The sequence below is a fragment of the Martelella mediterranea genome (genome assembly GCF_021021415.1).
GTDB lineage: Bacteria > Pseudomonadota > Alphaproteobacteria > Rhizobiales > Rhizobiaceae > Martelella > Martelella mediterranea_C.
In genome coordinates, this window is record NZ_JAINWJ010000010.1 from 155,288 (window position 1) to 171,409 (window position 16,122).

At 63.6% G+C, this 16,122-nt stretch carries 14 protein-coding genes and 1 riboswitch; of the genes, 12 read left to right on the forward strand and 2 right to left on the reverse strand.

The annotated features are described in order from the left end of the window. Window positions 1-65: 65 nt before the first annotated feature. Both preA and K7H91_RS08570 read right to left on the reverse strand, forming a co-directional pair. A complete protein-coding gene (gene preA, locus K7H91_RS08565; RefSeq protein WP_230719800.1) occupies window positions 66-1,373 on the reverse strand; it encodes an NAD-dependent dihydropyrimidine dehydrogenase subunit PreA in 1,308 nt (435 codons plus the stop codon). An 11-nt stretch (window positions 1,374-1,384) separates the two neighbouring features. Further along, window positions 1,385-2,746: an NAD(P)-dependent oxidoreductase gene (locus tag K7H91_RS08570; RefSeq protein WP_230719801.1), complete on the reverse strand. Its 1,362-nt coding sequence runs from the start codon at window positions 2,744-2,746 to the stop codon at window positions 1,385-1,387. 364 nt (window positions 2,747-3,110) lie between these two features. Here K7H91_RS08570 and K7H91_RS08575 point away from each other — a divergent pair, with 364 nt between their 5' ends. From K7H91_RS08575 to ptsP, 12 genes are all read left to right on the forward strand, one after another. Beyond that, the gene (locus tag K7H91_RS08575; protein ID WP_230719802.1) at window positions 3,111-4,070 is read left to right on the forward strand and encodes a 2-hydroxyacid dehydrogenase; all 960 of its coding nucleotides are present in this window, start codon (window positions 3,111-3,113) and stop codon (window positions 4,068-4,070) included. Between the two features lie 74 nt (window positions 4,071-4,144). Then, window positions 4,145-4,366, forward strand: a complete 222-nt coding sequence (locus K7H91_RS08580) for a hypothetical protein (RefSeq protein ID WP_230719803.1) — start codon at window positions 4,145-4,147, stop codon at window positions 4,364-4,366. A gap of 3 nt (window positions 4,367-4,369) precedes the next feature. Continuing rightward, the gene (locus K7H91_RS08585) at window positions 4,370-4,612 is read left to right on the forward strand and encodes a hypothetical protein (protein ID WP_230719804.1); all 243 of its coding nucleotides are present in this window, start codon (window positions 4,370-4,372) and stop codon (window positions 4,610-4,612) included. Window positions 4,613-4,748: 136 nt separating this feature from the next. Beyond that, a complete protein-coding gene (gene pncB, locus K7H91_RS08590) occupies window positions 4,749-6,053 on the forward strand; it encodes a nicotinate phosphoribosyltransferase (protein ID WP_230719805.1) in 1,305 nt (434 codons plus the stop codon). Between the two features lies 1 nt (window position 6,054). Beyond that, window positions 6,055-6,684, forward strand: a complete 630-nt coding sequence (locus K7H91_RS08595) for a GNAT family N-acetyltransferase (protein ID WP_230719806.1) — start codon at window positions 6,055-6,057, stop codon at window positions 6,682-6,684. Between the two features lie 119 nt (window positions 6,685-6,803). After that, entirely contained in the window at window positions 6,804-7,313 is a 510-nt protein-coding gene (locus tag K7H91_RS08600) for a DUF421 domain-containing protein (protein ID WP_230719807.1), read from the forward strand. 68 nt (window positions 7,314-7,381) lie between these two features. Continuing rightward, window positions 7,382-7,571: riboswitch (cobalamin riboswitch) on the forward strand. 151 nt (window positions 7,572-7,722) lie between these two features. Further along, window positions 7,723-9,642, forward strand: coding sequence for a TonB-dependent receptor domain-containing protein (locus K7H91_RS08605; RefSeq protein WP_230719808.1), 1,920 nt, complete (start codon window positions 7,723-7,725; stop codon window positions 9,640-9,642). Continuing rightward, window positions 9,643-10,500, forward strand: a complete 858-nt coding sequence (locus K7H91_RS08610; protein ID WP_230719809.1) for an ABC transporter substrate-binding protein — start codon at window positions 9,643-9,645, stop codon at window positions 10,498-10,500. Next, window positions 10,493-11,494 (forward strand): FecCD family ABC transporter permease, encoded by a 1,002-nt coding sequence (locus tag K7H91_RS08615; RefSeq protein WP_230719810.1) that lies wholly within the window; start codon window positions 10,493-10,495, stop codon window positions 11,492-11,494. Before K7H91_RS08610 ends, K7H91_RS08615 begins: the two co-directional genes overlap by 8 nt. Further along, the gene (locus K7H91_RS08620; RefSeq protein ID WP_230719865.1) at window positions 11,491-12,267 is read left to right on the forward strand and encodes an ABC transporter ATP-binding protein; all 777 of its coding nucleotides are present in this window, start codon (window positions 11,491-11,493) and stop codon (window positions 12,265-12,267) included. Before K7H91_RS08615 ends, K7H91_RS08620 begins: the two co-directional genes overlap by 4 nt. A 200-nt stretch (window positions 12,268-12,467) precedes the next feature. Then, window positions 12,468-13,718: an aspartate kinase gene (locus K7H91_RS08625; protein WP_230719811.1), complete on the forward strand. Its 1,251-nt coding sequence runs from the start codon at window positions 12,468-12,470 to the stop codon at window positions 13,716-13,718. 78 nt (window positions 13,719-13,796) lie between these two features. After that, window positions 13,797-16,064 carry a phosphoenolpyruvate--protein phosphotransferase gene (ptsP, locus tag K7H91_RS08630; protein ID WP_230719812.1) on the forward strand — a complete coding sequence of 756 codons (2,268 nt, stop codon included), beginning with the start codon at window positions 13,797-13,799 and terminating at the stop codon, window positions 16,062-16,064. Window positions 16,065-16,122 lie beyond the last annotated feature (58 nt).

The window sequence follows — 16,122 nt, forward strand, 5'->3', positions numbered from 1 at the left end:
TATTACCTAATATGCAATGAGTCGCGAGGAGAAGGTCCGCGACTCACTGAGTGTTTCGCCATTTTTTACTTTGATGCCGCCATCGGGTTGTTGGGGTGCGTTGTCCAGTTGGCGTAGTCCGCCGATACGAGCTCGCCGGTGCGCTGGTCCTTCTCGCCGGGGGCGAGCGTCACCATGTCGATGCAGTTTTCGACCGGGCAGACGTTGACGCAGAGATTGCAGCCGACGCAGTCCTCTTCCTTCACCATGAAATGCCGTTCGCCGTCGACCATCGCCGTGATCGCCTGGTGCGAGGTGTCCTCGCAGGCGATGTGACAGCGGCCGCATTTGATGCAGGCATCCTGGTCGATGCGGGCCTTGGTGATGGAATTGAGGTTCAGATACTGCCAGTCCGTGACATTCGGCACGGCGCGACCGGAAAGCTCGTCAAGCGTGCGGAAGCCCTTGGTGTCCATATAGGCCGAAAGCCCCGAAATCATTTCCTTGACGATCTTGAAGCCATAGGTCATCGCCGCGGTGCAGACCTGCACGTTGCCGGCGCCGAGCACCATGAACTCGGCCGCATCGCGCCAGGTGGTGATTCCGCCGATGCCGGAGATCGGCAGGCCGGCGGTTTCCGCATCGCGGGCGATCTCGGCCACCATGTTGAGCGCGATCGGCTTGACCGCCGGGCCGCAATAGCCGCCATGGGTGCCCTTGCCGCCAACCGTCGGGTTCGGCGCGAAAGTGTCGAGATCGACGGAAACGATCGAGTTGATCGTATTGATCAGCGACACCGCATCCGTGCCGCCGCGGTGCGCAGCGCGGGCGGACTGGCGGATATCGGTGATGTTCGGCGTCAGCTTGGTGATCACCGGCATGCGGGTATATTGCTTGCACCAGCGCACCACCATCTCGACATAGTCCGGCACCTGGCCGACGGCAGCCCCCATGCCGCGCTCGGACATGCCGTGGGGACAGCCGAAATTGAGTTCGATGCCGTCCGCGCCGGTCTCTTCCACCAGCGGCAGGATCGCCTTCCAGCTTTCCTCCTCGCAAGGGACCATGATCGAGACCACGATGGCGCGATCCGGCCAGCGGCTTTTGACTTCCTTGATCTCACGCAGATTCAGATAGAGATCACGGTCGGTGATCAGTTCGATATTGTTGAGGCCGAGCAGTCGGCGGTCCGCGCCCCAGATCGCGCCGTAGCGCGGGCCGTTGACGTTGACGACCGGCGGGCCTTCCTCGCCCAGCGTTTTCCAGACCACGCCGCCCCAGCCCTCGCGAAAGGCGCGCTCGACATTATAGGCCTTGTCCGTCGGCGGCGCGGAGGCGAGCCAGAACGGATTGGGCGACTTGATACCGACGAAATTGTTTCTGAGATCAGCCATTGTCGTTCTCCTCAGGCCACGGCCGTTGCCAGCGGCGCTTCGCCCGCCAGAACGTGATTGATGGAAATCGCGGCGTCTCGCCCTTGCGCGACCGAGGTCACCGTCAGGTCCTCGCCCTTCTTCACGCAGTCGCCGCCGGCCCAGACATCGGCAAGCGAGGTGCGGCCCTCGGCATCGATGGCAATCCGGCCGTGCTCCAGTTTCAGGCCTTCCAGATGCTCGGTGACGAAGGTCTGGCCGATTGCCTTCAGCACATGGTCGGCGGCGATCACGCCGGTCTCGCCGGTCGATACCAGCTTGCCGTCCTTCACCTCCGTATGCTCGAACAGCACGCCGGCAACCTTGCCATCCTCGCCAAGAATTTCCTTCGGCGCGAGATAATGGCGGATGAACACGCCGCGCGAGGCCGCGAGTTCCTGCTCGAATTTCGAGGCGCCCATGGCCTCCGTGCCGCGCCGGTAACAGAGCGTCACCTCGTCGGCGCCGAGCAGTTTCGACTGCACGGCGGCGTCGATGGCGGTCATGCCGCCACCGAGCACCACGACATGGCTGCCGACGGCAATCTCGGAAAGATCCTCGGCCTGGCGGATTGCCGCGATGAAATCGACGGCGTTTTCGCAGCCCGCAAGGTCTTCGCCCGGAATGCCGAGTTCGTTGACCCCGCCAAGGCCGAGGCCGAGGAAGACGGCGTCATAATCGCGGCGCAGTTCGCCGAGTGTATAATCGCGGCCGAGCATCTGCCCGCCGCGAATTTCAATGCCGCCAATCTCCAGCAGGTAGGCAATTTCCTTCTGGGCGAAATCATCGACCGTCTTGTAGGCGGCAAGGCCATATTCGTTGAGCCCGCCGGCCTTGTCCTTCGCCTCCAGCACAATGACGTCGTGGCCGGCCATCGCCAGACGATGGGCGCAGGCAAGGCCCGCCGGGCCCGCGCCGACGACCGCGACCCGCTTTCCGGTCTCGTGGGCGCGGGTGTAGAACTGCTTGTTTTCGGACATCGCCGCGTCGGTGGCATAGCGCTGCAGCAGGCCGATCTCGACGGGCTTCTCCTCCGCCGTGTTGCGCACGCAGGCTTCCTCGCACAGCGTTTCGGTGGGACAGACCCGGGCGCACATGCCGCCGAAGATGTTCTGGTCGAGAATGGTCTTCGCCGCGCCCAACGGGTTGTCGGTCGATATCTGGCGGATAAACAGCGGGATATCGATCGCCGTGGGACAGGCCGTCATGCACGGCGCGTCATAACAGAAATAACAGCGATCCGCCTCCACCGCCGCCTCGTGCCTATCAAGCGAAGGGTGCAGGTCGGAAAAGTTCTTGTGATACGCATCGGGCGCAAGTCGCCCGCCCTTCAGGGCCGGGTTCAAGTCTCGCATAGCAATGTTCCCCAATTTTTGGTTGTTGGGGAAATGCTACCGCGAAAATAAAAATTTATCAAACGGTAAAAGTTTGACATGAATCCGCTTTCCCGGGGAGGATGAAACGGGCTTCGCAGGCCGTCTTCCCGCCGTCCTCTCCGTGTCATCCCCGTGCTTGACACGGGGGGATCCATGAAACGTCCTCCGCGTGGCTGGATGCTCGTGTCAGGCACGAGCATGACACCGTGGGAGAGGTCGGGCGCAAGCGGTGAAGTGGCGAAATGGCTTGCTGCTTTCTCCCTCCACATTCCATCTTTCCTGTTGCTCATCCCGCCTGAAACATGGTGTCTGTCGGCTTCGCAAATCTCACCGGAAACCTGCCATGACCAAACCGCCGCTGCTGATCGACCTCAAATTCTCCGACCGCGCCGCCGTGGTCGCCGCGCTGAAGCGCCATTTTGCCGATCGCGATGTTATCGATCTCGGTGCGGCCGAGAATGCCGGGCGCGATCTTTCCGATTGCCGCTACGCGATCCTGTGGCAACCCGATGCAGACCTGTTTTCCCGCGCGACAAACCTCGATGTGCTGTTTTCCGGCGGGGCGGGCGTCGACAGGGTTCTGGCGCTTGAGGGTTTGCCGGATGCGCCGCTGGTGCGCTTCGTCGATCCGTCGCTGACCCGGCGGATGAGCGAATATGTGGTGCTGCAATGCCTGTATCACCTGCGTCAGGTCGCCGCCTATCGCTCCAGCCAGAAGGCTCGGCGCTGGCAGCCGCTGCCGCAGCCGGAAGCCTGCGCGGCGACGGTCGGGATCATGGGGCTCGGCGAACTCGGCCGCGATGCGGCGGCGAAGCTGAAGATGATGGGGTTCAACGTCGTCGGCTGGTCGCGGACGGCCAAGACCATCGACGGGGTCGAGACCTTCGATGAGGCGGGCCGCGATGCCTTTCTTGCGAGGACCGATATCCTGGTCGGCCTGCTGCCGTTGACGGCCGAGACCACGGGCCTCTTCGACCTGGCGCTTTTCGAAAAGCTGAGGCGCGGCGGTCCGCTCGGCGCGCCGGTGTTCATCAATGCCGGCCGCGGCGGCTCGCAGGTGGAGGCCGATATTGTCGCCGCGCTCGATCGCGGCATACTCGGCGGCGCGTCGCTCGATGTGTTCGAGACCGAGCCGCTTTCCGCCGAAAGCCCGCTATGGGATCGCGAAAATGTCGTGATCACGCCTCATGTGGCGGCCGACAGCGATATCGGCGCGCTGTTTGCGCATGTCGAGCGCCAGATCGCGCGGTTCGAGGCGGGAGAACCGCTCGAGCATGTCGTCGGCCGGAAGCGGGGCTACTGACAAACGGAACAATCGGCACGGCCTTGACGTTTCTCCTTCAGCTGAACCCGCAAGCGGCAGGCAAGGAGGAAGTTATGGCAACGCATTTCGATCCCAAGGAAGCCCGACCCGTCAAATATCCGGGTGAGGAAGACTATCCGCAGAACCAGGAAGACAATGGCGGCGTGTCGCCGACCGAAAGCCGGCATCTCAATCGCGGGCAGACGGTGATCATGATCCTGATCGCGATCATGGTCGGCGTCGTCCTGATATGGGGCGGCGCGGAATGGCTTTTCGATACGCCGGCAGTGGAGTGATTGATGATTGACCCGAACAAGCCCAACCAGACCAATGAACCGGAAACCGGAAAGTCCGAACTGTCGCCGAACGAGGCGCGGCAATCCGAAAGGGGGCGCGGCCTGATTTACGTTCTTGGCGGCGGGCTCGCGCTGGCCATCGTGGTATGGGCGGTGATGGAATTATTAGCGCCGAAGGGCGCCAGCCCTGACGTCGAGACCGTGACCGAGGATGCCGAACAGGTGGCCCCCGCGACGGATCAGTAAGCGGGCCGCTTAAACTCGCTTTGAGCAAAAGCGCCGCCGCGCTCTGGATTTCCGATAACAGAGCGGCTAAATCATGGGCCCGGAGGGGCGCATGACTGCCCTTCACGCGAATGACGCCTGAAGGGAGCGGGAGGCGATGGCCAAGACCGATATTGCCACACGGGTCTATGATCACAGCTGGAAGCTCGACCCGATCATCCGCAGCCTTCTGGATACCGATTTCTACAAATTGCTGATGCTGCAGATGATCTGGAAGCTCTATCCGGACGTCAACGCCACCTTTTCGCTGATCAACCGCACCGCCTCCGTCCGCCTTGCCGACGAGATCGACGAGGGGGAACTGCGCGCCCAGCTCGACCATGCGCGCGAGATCAAACTCACCAAGAAGGAAATGATCTGGCTCGCGGGCAACAGCTTTTACGGCCGCTCGCAGATATTCGAGCCGGAGTTTCTCACATGGCTCGCCAATTTCCGCTTGCCCGAATATGAGCTGACGCGTCATGACGGCCAGTATCAGCTGACCTTCCACGGCCGCTGGATGGAAACCACGATGTGGGAGATACCGGCGCTTTGCATCATCAACGAGTTGCGCTCGCGCGCGGCGCTGAAGGGCATCGGCCTGTTCACGCTGGACGTGACCTATGCCCGCGCCAAGGCCAAGATGTGGTCGAAGGTCGAGCGGCTGGCTGCCCTCGACGGGCTCAGAATATCCGATTTCGGCACGCGCCGGCGGCATTCCTTCCTGTGGCAGCGCTGGTGCGTCGAGGCGCTGAAGGAGGGGATCGGCCCGGCCTTTACCGGTACCTCTAATGTGCTGCTCGCCATGGATACCGATCTGGAGGCCGTCGGCACCAACGCCCACGAGCTACCGATGGTTGCAGCCGCCCTTGCCGAGACGGACGAGGCGCTCGCCGCCGCTCCCTACAAGGTGATGCAGGACTGGAACAAGCTCTATGGCGGCAATCTGCTGATCGCGCTGCCGGATGCCTATGGCACGGCTGCCTTCCTGCGCAACGCGCCGGAATGGGTTGCCGACTGGACCGGCTTCCGCCCCGACAGCGCGCCGCCGATCGAGGGCGGCGAGAAGATTATCGACTGGTGGAAGAAGATGGGCCGCGATCCGCGCGAGAAGATCCTGATCTTCTCCGACGGGCTGGACGTCGATGCCATCATCGAAACCTACAAGCATTTCGAGGGCAGGGTGCGCATGAGCTTCGGCTGGGGCACCAATCTCACCAATGATTTCATCGGCTGCGCGCCGCATCGCGTCGGCGGGCTGAAGCCGATCTCGATCGTCTGCAAGGTCTCTGACGCCAATGGACGCCCGGCGGTCAAGCTTTCCGACAATCCGCAGAAGGCCACCGGTGATCCGGCGGAAGTCGAGCGCTATCTGAAGTTCTTCGGCTCCGAGGACATGGTCGATCATCCGGTGATGGTCTGACATGCTTATACGCGAAGGCAGGACAGAGGACCTCGACGCGCTTTACGCGATCGCGCTTGCCACTGGCGACAATGGTCGCGATGCGAGCGCGCTTTACGACGATCCGCAGATGATCGGCCATATCTATTCCGCGCCCTATCTCATGGTCGATGGCGGCTTCTGCTTCGTGGCCGAGGATGAGGCGGGCGTGTGCGGTTATGTTGTGGGCACCGCCGATACCGAGACCTTCGCGCGGACGCTGGAGGCGGACTGGTGGCCGGCGCTCAGAAAGCGCTACCCGGAGCCGGATGCGCAAAACCGCGCGCAGTGGACGCCGGATGACCGGCGCGCCCATCTGTTTCATCACACGGAAGCGCCGCCGCCGGCAGTGGTCGCGGCCTATCCGGCGCATCTGCATATGAACCTTCTGGAGCGGGCCCGCGGCCATGGGCTCGGGCGTCAGCTTCTCGGCGCGGCGTTAAGGCGACTCGCGGAACTTGGGGCCGGTCACGTCCATGTCGGTGCCGGCTGGACCGAGGCGGGCGGCGCCGCTTTCTGGCAGGCCTCGGGGTTCGAGGTGCTGGAGGAGAGCGAGCGCGGCGTCGTTTATCTCGGCCGCGCGGTTCCTCCGCTCGATGGATCGGTGCGCTAGGATTCGCCAGGGGAAGGCGGCCTTCTCACAAGCGATATCCCGTCGCCGGTCTCGGCGTTGCGAAACGATCCGACACCTTTGGCTCTGTCATGCGTTCTCTCCTCATAAAGGGAGAACACATGTTTTTTGAAAGCTGGAACGGCATTATCCGCGTCCTCGTCGTCGGCGGGGCCGCCTATCTGGCGCTGGTGCTGATGTTGCGCATCAGCGGCCAGCGCACGTTGACCAAGCTCAACGCCTTCGACCTTGTCGTCACCGTCGCCCTCGGCTCGGTCCTGGCAACCGTCATGCTCAGCAAATCCGTGCCGCTTGCGGAGGGTATCCTGGCGCTTGCGGTGCTGATCTTCCTGCAGTTCGCCATCACATGGCTCTCCGTCAGGTCGTCCGCCGTAAGCCGAATGATCAAAAGCGAGCCGGCGCTGGTCTTCAGCGATGGGGTCTTCCTCGAAAAAGCGATGAAGCGTGAAAGGTTGACAAAGGACGAGGTGCGCGCCGCCATCCGCTCGTCCGGCACGGCGAAGCCTGACGCCATTTCCGCGGTGATCCTGGAAACGGACGGATCGCTCAGCGTCGTGAAACGCCCCGAGCAGCCGAACCTGGCCGGCGTTCCCCGCACCGAAGGCCTGTAGGCCGACCACGCAGGTTTGTCCGCAGAAATCAGCATTCCGCCGCATTGACTTGGCTTATCGCCGACCCGTAAATAGGTCCCGGATCAGGTTCCGTTCGCGAGAACGGATGAAAAGGGAACGCGGTTCAAAACCGCGGCTGCCCCCGCAACTGTAACCGTTGAGCCATTTCCACCACGTCACTGGGCGCATGTCCGGGAAGACGGAAATTCAGGCGATGACGCGGAAGCCAGGAGACCTGCCCGATCCGGTCACCCTTGCTTGAACACGGGGTTCTTGTTCAGGCGCGGTCGTCCGTCGCGGTGACATTCGAAAACGATGTTGCCGTGGATGGATGGTCGGGCCAAACCGCTTTCCCATTCCCCACGGTGCTTTTTTGCCGGCCGCGGCCGGCCCGAATGGGGATTTTGATATGAGAGAATTCATTGCGGCCGGCATGGCCGTCGCCGTGCTTGCTTCGGCCGGAGAGGGGGCGGCGCAAGATACCGGCGCCACGACGGTTCTGGAACCCATCTATGTGACGACGCCCTTGCGCCGCCCGTCCACGATCGTGCAGTCGACCTCGACGGTCACGGTGGTCACCGAGGAGGATATCGAGCGCTCCGCCGCCGTCGATCTTCCCTCGCTGCTGAGAAGCTATCCGGGCGTCAACGTCACCACCAATGGCGGCATGGGCGCGAACGCGGGGATTACCCTGCGCGGCACCAATACCGGCCAGACGCTGGTGCTGGTCGACGGTATGCGCGTCGCCTCCGCCACTGGCGGCTCCACCGCCATCGCCAATATTCCGCTTTCAAGCATCGCCCGCGTCGAGATCGTCGAGGGCGCGCATTCGGCCCAGTGGGGCGCGGACGCGATCGGCGGCGTCGTCAACATCATCACCAAGGATGGCAGTTTCTGCGAAAACGGCGCTTCGATCTGCTCCAGCGTGGAAACCGGCGTGACCTGGCCCTGGGGCGGCTTCGGCACGCTGTCGAGCCGCGGGGTCACCGGCTCCGGCGTCGATTTCAATGTCGGCCTCTCGGTCATCGGCACGGAAGGCTATGATTTCACCACGCCGTCCAACTCCGTTCATGAGCCGGGCCGCGACGGGTTCCTGCAGGGCAGCTTCAACTATTCGATCGGCAAGGATTTCGCCTGGGGCCGGGTCTATTCGCAAGGCTTCTACGCCCGCTCCAATCCGCATTTCGACAGCGCACCCTATGCCGACTGGATGACCGGCGACATGGTCTATGGGGCCAATCAGTCGATCCAGACGAATGCCGCCTTCAAGCTCGGCGCGGAATTCGACCACTCCGACGACTGGTCTTCGGTGTTCGAGATTTATTCGGCCTTCGACTACCAGAAGAATTTCCGCGACGATCATCCGGAAGCCGATACCCATTACGACACCAATCGCTTTGGGATTTCCGGTTCGACCACGAAGGAAGTCTTGGCGGGCGATGCGCTCAACATCTTCACGCTCGGCTTCGACGCCTATCGCGAAACGGTCGATTCCTCCGTCGATTACACCGAGACCGGGCGCAATGTCGGAGCCTTCTACGGCCAGTACGGCCTGGAGCTTGACGCTCTCACGGTGAATGCCGGCCTGCGCTACGATGCCGACGAACAGTTCGGCGGGGCGCTGACCTATAATGTCGGTCTCGGCTACGAACTGGTCGAGGGGCTGACGGCGCGCGCCTCGTTCTCCACCGGTTTCAACGCGCCGACCTTCAACGACCTCTACTGGGCGTTCGACGGCTCCTATGTCGGCAACCCCTATCTCGACCCGGAAACCTCGAAGAACTGGGAGGCGGGGCTGAACTGGGATTCCGGCGCGGGCAGCGTGGTCGACGTCGTCTATTACGAGAACTATATCGACGACATGATCGTCTTCGTCTCCGATCCGATCACCTATATCGGCACCATGGAGAATATCGAGAAGGCCAAGGTCAGCGGCGTGCGCGCCACCTATTCGCAGATGCTGCTCGACGACCGGCTCGGCCTTGATTTCGGCCTGGAATACCGCCTGCCCAAGAACGAGACCGATGACGAGTATATCGCCAACCAGAACCGGCTGAAGCTGACGGCGGCGGCAAGCTGGCAGGCGACCGAGCGTCTCAATCTGAACGCCGGCATCGAATATGTCGGCAGCCGCTGGACCAATGAGTCGAATTTCAATCCGCAGCTTGGCGACTATACCGTGGTCGATATTTCCGCCAATTATGCCGTGGATGACTTGTCAAACGTCAAATTCGCGGTCGAAAATCTCTTCGACGAGGATTACCAGACAATTCCCGGATATAATGCGCCCGGCACAACCGTGACGCTTTCTTACCGAAGGACCTTCTAAATGCCGCACCCGGCGCACGCCAAACGCAAAGTTTTCAGCGCAGCGTGCGCCGGGTTTCTTCTACTTCTTCCCTTCACCGCCGCCGCCGCGCCGCAACGCGTGGTCTCGATCAATCTGTGCACCGATCAGATGGCCATGCTGATTGCCGATGAAGGGCAGTTGCTGTCGGTCTCGCGGCTTGCGGCCGATCCGGCCATCTCGGCGATGGCGGCAGAGGCCGCCGGTTACCGGCTGAATGACGGGCTGGCGGAGCAGGTTTTCCTGATGAAGCCCGACCTGGTGCTCGCCGGCAGCTATTCGACGCGGGAGACGGTCGATCTCCTGAAGCGGCTCGGGATCGCGGTCGCGGAATTCCAGCCCGAGGCATCGCTTGATGATGTGCGGCACAATCTGGAGCGCATCGGCGTGCTGCTCGACAGGAAGCAGGCAGCGGCGGACGTGATCGCCGCGATGGATGAAGGCCTCGCCGATCTCGCCGAAACGCCGCCCGGCAAGCGCACGGCCGCGCTCTATTACGCCAATGGCTATACCTCTGGCAAAAACAGTCTCGCCGGCGACATGATCGCCCGGCTCGGTCTTGCCAACATCGCCTCGGAGGCTGGCGTCGACAGGCTCGGGCGATTGCCGCTGGAACGGCTGATCATGGCCGCGCCGGATGTGATCGTCGGCGGCGACGCGGATTATGACGCCCCGGCGCTTGCCCAGGCCGGGTTCAGGCACCCCGCCTTCGTGGCCGCCACCGAGCGGAGCGACTATGTCAACCTGCCGAGCCGCTATTCCATCTGCGGCGGGCCGTTCAATGTCGCGGGTATCGCCCTGCTCGCCGAAAAACTTGGCGGAGGCGGAGCGGATGAATGAGCGCCGGCGCTACTGGCGGCTGATGGTCGTCCTCGGCATTCTCGTCCTGGTGCTGTTTACCGCCTCGCTCGTCATCGGGCCGGCAGGCATCGGGTTCCGGCAGAGCGTCGCCGGCCTGTTCGGGCGCGATGCCGCGTCCATCGTTCTGATCATGCAGGAAATCCGGCTGCCGCGCGCCATTCTCGGGTTGATGATTGGGGCCACGCTCGGGCTTTCCGGCGCGGTGTTGCAGGGCTATCTGCGCAATCCGCTGGCCGAGCCCGGCCTGCTCGGCGTCTCGGCGTCGGCCTCGCTCGGCGCGGTGATCGCGATCTATACCGGCCTTTCGGCGCTGTTTTCGCTGGCGCTGCCGCTCTTGGCGCTCGCCTTCGCCTTCGCCTCGGTGCTGCTGGTGCGGTTTCTGGCCGGCGGCGGGGCGCGGAGCCTGACGATCATTCTCGCCGGCGTCGCTGTGACCAGCTTCGCGGGGGCCATGACCTCGCTGGCGCTCAATCTCTCGCCCAATCCTTTCGCGGCGATGGAGATCATGTTCTGGATGCTGGGCTCGCTCGCCGACCGCTCCATGCTGCAGGTGTGGCTCTCAGCGCCGTTTATGCTGGCCGGCTGGGTGCTTCTGTTCGGCTGCGGCCGCGCGCTCGACATGCTGACGCTAGGCCATGAGGCGGCGGCCAGTCTCGGCATGTCGCCGAAGCGCACCGAGCGGATGGTGATCTGGGGCGTGGCGGCAAGCGTCGGCGCGGCGACCGCCGTCTCCGGCGCGATCGGTTTCGTCGGCCTGGTGGTGCCGCATATCCTGAGGCCGCTCGTCGGCTCGGTGCCGTCCAGGCTGCTGCCGGCGAGCGCGCTCGGCGGAGCGGCGGTGCTGCTGGCGGCCGATGTCGCGGTCAGGCTGGTGGCCCCGGAGCGTGACCTGAAGATCGGCGTGGTGACGGCGCTGATCGGCGCGCCGTTCTTCCTGTGGCTGATTTACAAGACGCGGAGAGAACTGGTCTGATGCTGCTTCGCGCCGAAAACCTCACCGTTGAAAGAGGCGGCCGCGCCATCGTGGATGGCGTCGATCTGAAGGTCGGGCGCGGCGAGCTGGTCGGCCTGATCGGCCCCAACGGCGCGGGCAAGACGACGCTTCTGAAGGCGCTGATCGGCGTGACGGCGGCATCCGGGGCCGTGTTCCTGCAGGATAGCCCGCTGGAAAAGCTGAGCGCCAACGAGCGCGCGCGCCGGGTCGCCTTCCTGCCGCAGGATCACGAGATCGCCTGGCCGGTGAAGGTGCGCGAGGTGGTGGCGCTTGGCCGCCAGCCGTGGATCCAGGACAGTTGTTTCGGCGATTACGCCCGCGGCCAGATCATCGCCGAGGCGATGGTGCGCATGGGCGTCGAAGGCTTTGCCGAGCGCACCGCCGACACGCTTTCCGGCGGCGAGCGCGCCCGCGTGCTGATCGCACGGGCGCTGGCGCAGATGACCCCGCTGCTGATCGCCGACGAGCCGGTCGCCGGGCTTGATCCTGCCCACCAGATCGGCCTGATGGAGGTGTTCGTCTCGCTGTTGCGCGAGGGGCGCTCGGTGCTCGTGTCGCTGCACGATCTCGGCCTTGCGGCCCGCTGGTGCACCCGGCTGATCATGATGGATGGCGGCAGCGTGGTGGCCGACGGTCCGCCCGCCGCGGTGCTGACGGCGGAAAACCTGCGCCGGGTTTATGGCATCGAAGCCTATTTCGGAAAAGCCGATGGCGGTCCGGTGATCATGCCGACCCGTCTTTCACCGAAATAGCGTTGCGGCGGGAGCGGCGTCCCGTTCCCGCCGAAAGCGCCATTGCGCGAAGGCGGCGATTTCGCTAAGAAACCGCAGTTTTCCCGGCATGCGTCGAAATCTGGCTTTCACGAGCCAGCCCAACGACCTGACGGCGAACGCGGTATGGATGTGGCGTCCGGTTCCGGACGCCCTGGAATATTGAGTTTGGAAAGTCTTCAATGGCCCGCATCGTCATGAAATTCGGCGGCACGTCTGTCGCCAATATCGAGCGTATCCGCAATGTGGCGCGCCATGTGAAACGGGAAGTCGATGCCGGCCACGAGGTCGCCGTCGTGGTCTCCGCCATGGCCGGCAAGACCAACGAACTGGTGGAGTGGACGCGCGAGGCCTCGCCGATGCACGACGCCCGCGAATATGACGTCGTCGTTTCCTCCGGCGAGCAGGTGACCTCCGGTCTGCTGGCGATCGTGCTGCAGGCGATGGGTGTCAATGCCCGCTCCTGGCAGGGCTGGCAGTTGCCGATCAAGACCGACGGCACCCATGGCGCGGCCCGCATCGTCGATATCGACGGTTCGGACATCATCAAGCGCATGGGCGAGGGCCAGGTCGCCGTCTGCGCCGGTTTCCAGGGCATCGGCCCGGATAACCGGGTTGCGACGCTCGGTCGCGGCGGCTCGGATACCTCCGCCGTCGCCATCGCCGCCGCCGTAAAGGCCGATCGCTGCGACATCTACACCGATGTCGATGGCGTCTACACCACCGATCCGCGCATCGAGCCGAAGGCCAGGCGCCTGAAGAAGGTGGCGTTCGAGGAAATGCTGGAAATGGCCTCGCTCGGCGCCAAGGTTCTGCAGGTTCGTTCGGTCGAGCTTGCCATGGTTCACAAGGTGCGCACATTCGTGCGTTCAAGCTTCGATGCGCCGGACGCCCCCGGCATGGGCGATTTCGACAATCCGCCCGGTACCCTGATTTGCGACGAGGATGAGATTTTGGAACAGGAAGTCGTAACCGGCATCGCGTATGCCAAGGACGAGGCTCAGATTTCGCTGCGTCGCGTCGAAGACCGCCCCGGCGTGGCCGCCGCCATCTTCGGCCCGCTCGCCGATGCCCATGTCAATGTCGATATGATCGTGCAGAACATCTCGGAAGAGGGCACGCATACCGACATGACCTTCACCGTGCCGGCATCGGATGTGGAAAAGGCCAAGGCCGCGCTTGCCGCCAAGCAGTCGGAAATCGGCTATGACGTGATCCAGAGCGAGACCGAGCTTGCCAAGATTTCGGTGATCGGCATCGGCATGCGCTCGCATTCCGGCGTTGCCGCCTCGGCCTTCAAGGCCCTGTCGCAGAAGGGCATCAACATCAAGGCGATCACGACGTCCGAGATCAAGATCTCGATCCTGATCGACGGCGCCTATGCCGAGCTTGCAGTCAGGACTTTGCATTCCTGCTACGGTCTCGATAAATAGACCCTAAAAAGGGTGGCTGGTGAGTCCCGGTCACCCATGGAAGCCGAACGGACTTCCGCGAACGGGGACAGAACTGCAATGAACCACCAGGCATCGAGCCCGCGCATCCTGCTGAAGCGGTTGAGGGAACTGATGGCGGAGCCATTGGAGCCGCAGGACCGCCTCGACCGTATCGTCGGCCAGATCGCCGACAATATGGTGGCCGCGGTGTGCTCGGTCTATGTGCTGCGCGCCGACAGCGTGCTCGAGCTTTACGCCACGCAAGGCCTGAAGCGCGATGCCGTTCACCTTGCCAGCCTGCGCATGGGGCAGGGCCTCGTGGGCACGATCGCGGCCTCGGCCCGTCCGCTGAACCTTTCCGACGCCCAATCGCATCCTGCCTTCCGTTACCTGCCGGAGACCGGCGAGGAAATCTATCACTCCTTCCTCGGCGTGCCGATCCTGCGCGCCGGCCGCACGCTCGGCGTTCTGGTCGTCCAGAACACCGACGAGCATGCCTATAGCGAGGAGGAGGTCGAGGCGCTGCAGACGGCCGCGATGCTGCTGGCCGAACTGATCGCCTCCGGCGACCTGAAGAAGATCACCCGCCCTGGCATGGAGCTCGACTTGACCCGTTCGGTGTCGCTGTCTGGCGATGCCTATGGCGAAGGCATCGCGCTCGGCCATGCCGTGCTGCACGAGCCGCGCATCGTCATCAACAACCTCGTCAACGAGGACAGCGACGCCGAAATCGCGCGGCTGCGCGCGGCCGTCGAAAAACTGCGCTTCTCGATCGATGAGCTGTTGCAGCGCAATGACGTGCCGTCGGAGGGCGAGCACCGCGAGGTGCTGGAAACCTACCGGATGTTCGCCCATGACCGCGGCTGGGTCCGCCGGCTGGAAGAGGCGATCACGCTTGGGTTGACCGCCGAGGGCGCGGTCGAGAAGGTGCAGAGCGACACCAAGGCGCGGATGATCCGGCTGACCGACCCGTTCATGCGCGACCGGATGCACGATCTCGACGATCTCGCCAACAGGCTTCTGAGACAGCTGACCGGCGGGGAGATCGACCGCGACGGCGAGAATTTTCCCGATGACGCGGTCGTCGTGGCGCGGGTCATGGGCGCTGCCGAGCTTCTGGACTATCCGCGCGAAAAGCTGCGCGGCCTGGTGCTGGAGGACGGGGCCGCCACCAGCCATGTGATCATCGTCGCGCGCGCCATGGGCATTCCGGTGATCGGCCAGGCGACCGGCGTTGCCGCCCAGGTTGAAAACGGCGATGCCATCATCGTCGATGGCGACGACGGCGAGGTGCATGTGCGCCCGCTCGATGCGCTTGTGGTCGCCTATGAGGAAAAGGTCCGCCTGCGCGCCCGCCGGCAGGAACAGTTCCGCGCGCTGCGCGCCGTCGAGCCGGTTTCCGCAGATGGCGTGCGTTTCAAGCTGATGATGAATGCCGGCCTGCTGGTCGACCTGCCGCAGCTTGATGATTCGGGCGCGGAAGGCATCGGCCTGTTCCGCACCGAGTTGCAGTTCATGATCGCCTCGCGCATGCCGAAGGCCGCCGAGCAGGAGAGTTTCTACCGACAGGTGCTCGACCATGCCGGCGACCGCCCGGTGACCTTCCGCACGCTCGATATCGGTTCCGACAAGATGGTCTCCTTCTTCCGCGCTCAGGAAGAGGAAAACCCGGCGATGGGCTGGCGCGCCATCCGGCTTGCGCTCGACCGGCCCTATCTCCTGCGCATGCAGATGCGCGCGCTGATGAAGGCGACGGCGGGGGAGACCCTGCGCGTCATGGTGCCGATGGTTTCCGAAGTGGGCGAGCTGCGCGAGACGCGGGCGCTGATGGCCAAGGAAATCCAGCATCTCGCCAAGTTCGGTCACCAGGTGCCGAAGAAGATTGAGCTCGGCGCCATGCTGGAAGTGCCGGCGCTGCTTTATGAGATCGATGAGCTGATGGCCGAGGTCGATTTCGTCTCGGTCGGGTCCAACGACCTCTACCAGTTCTTCATGGCGATCGATCGCGGCAATGCCCGCGTTTCCGACCGCTACGACACGATCAGCAAGCCGTTCCTCCGGATGCTGCGCGATATCGTGCGCGCGGGCGAGCGCAACAATGTGCCGGTGACGCTGTGCGGCGAATATGCCAGCAAGCCGATTTCGGCGCTGGCGCTGTTTGCGATCGGCTACCGCGCCGTGTCGATGTCGCCGACCGCGATCGGACCGGTGAAGGCAATGCTGCTCGGGCTCGATATCGACGCGGTCAGCGCCGAGATCAATGCCGCGCTCGACGATCCCGGCAACGGCACCCCGGTGCGCGCATTGCTTGAACGCTTTGCGAACGACCACAATATTCCGCTATAGACGGCGTTCCGTCATAAGCGATCGGCGCGCGAGCGCTCCATAACAAACCTCCATAACC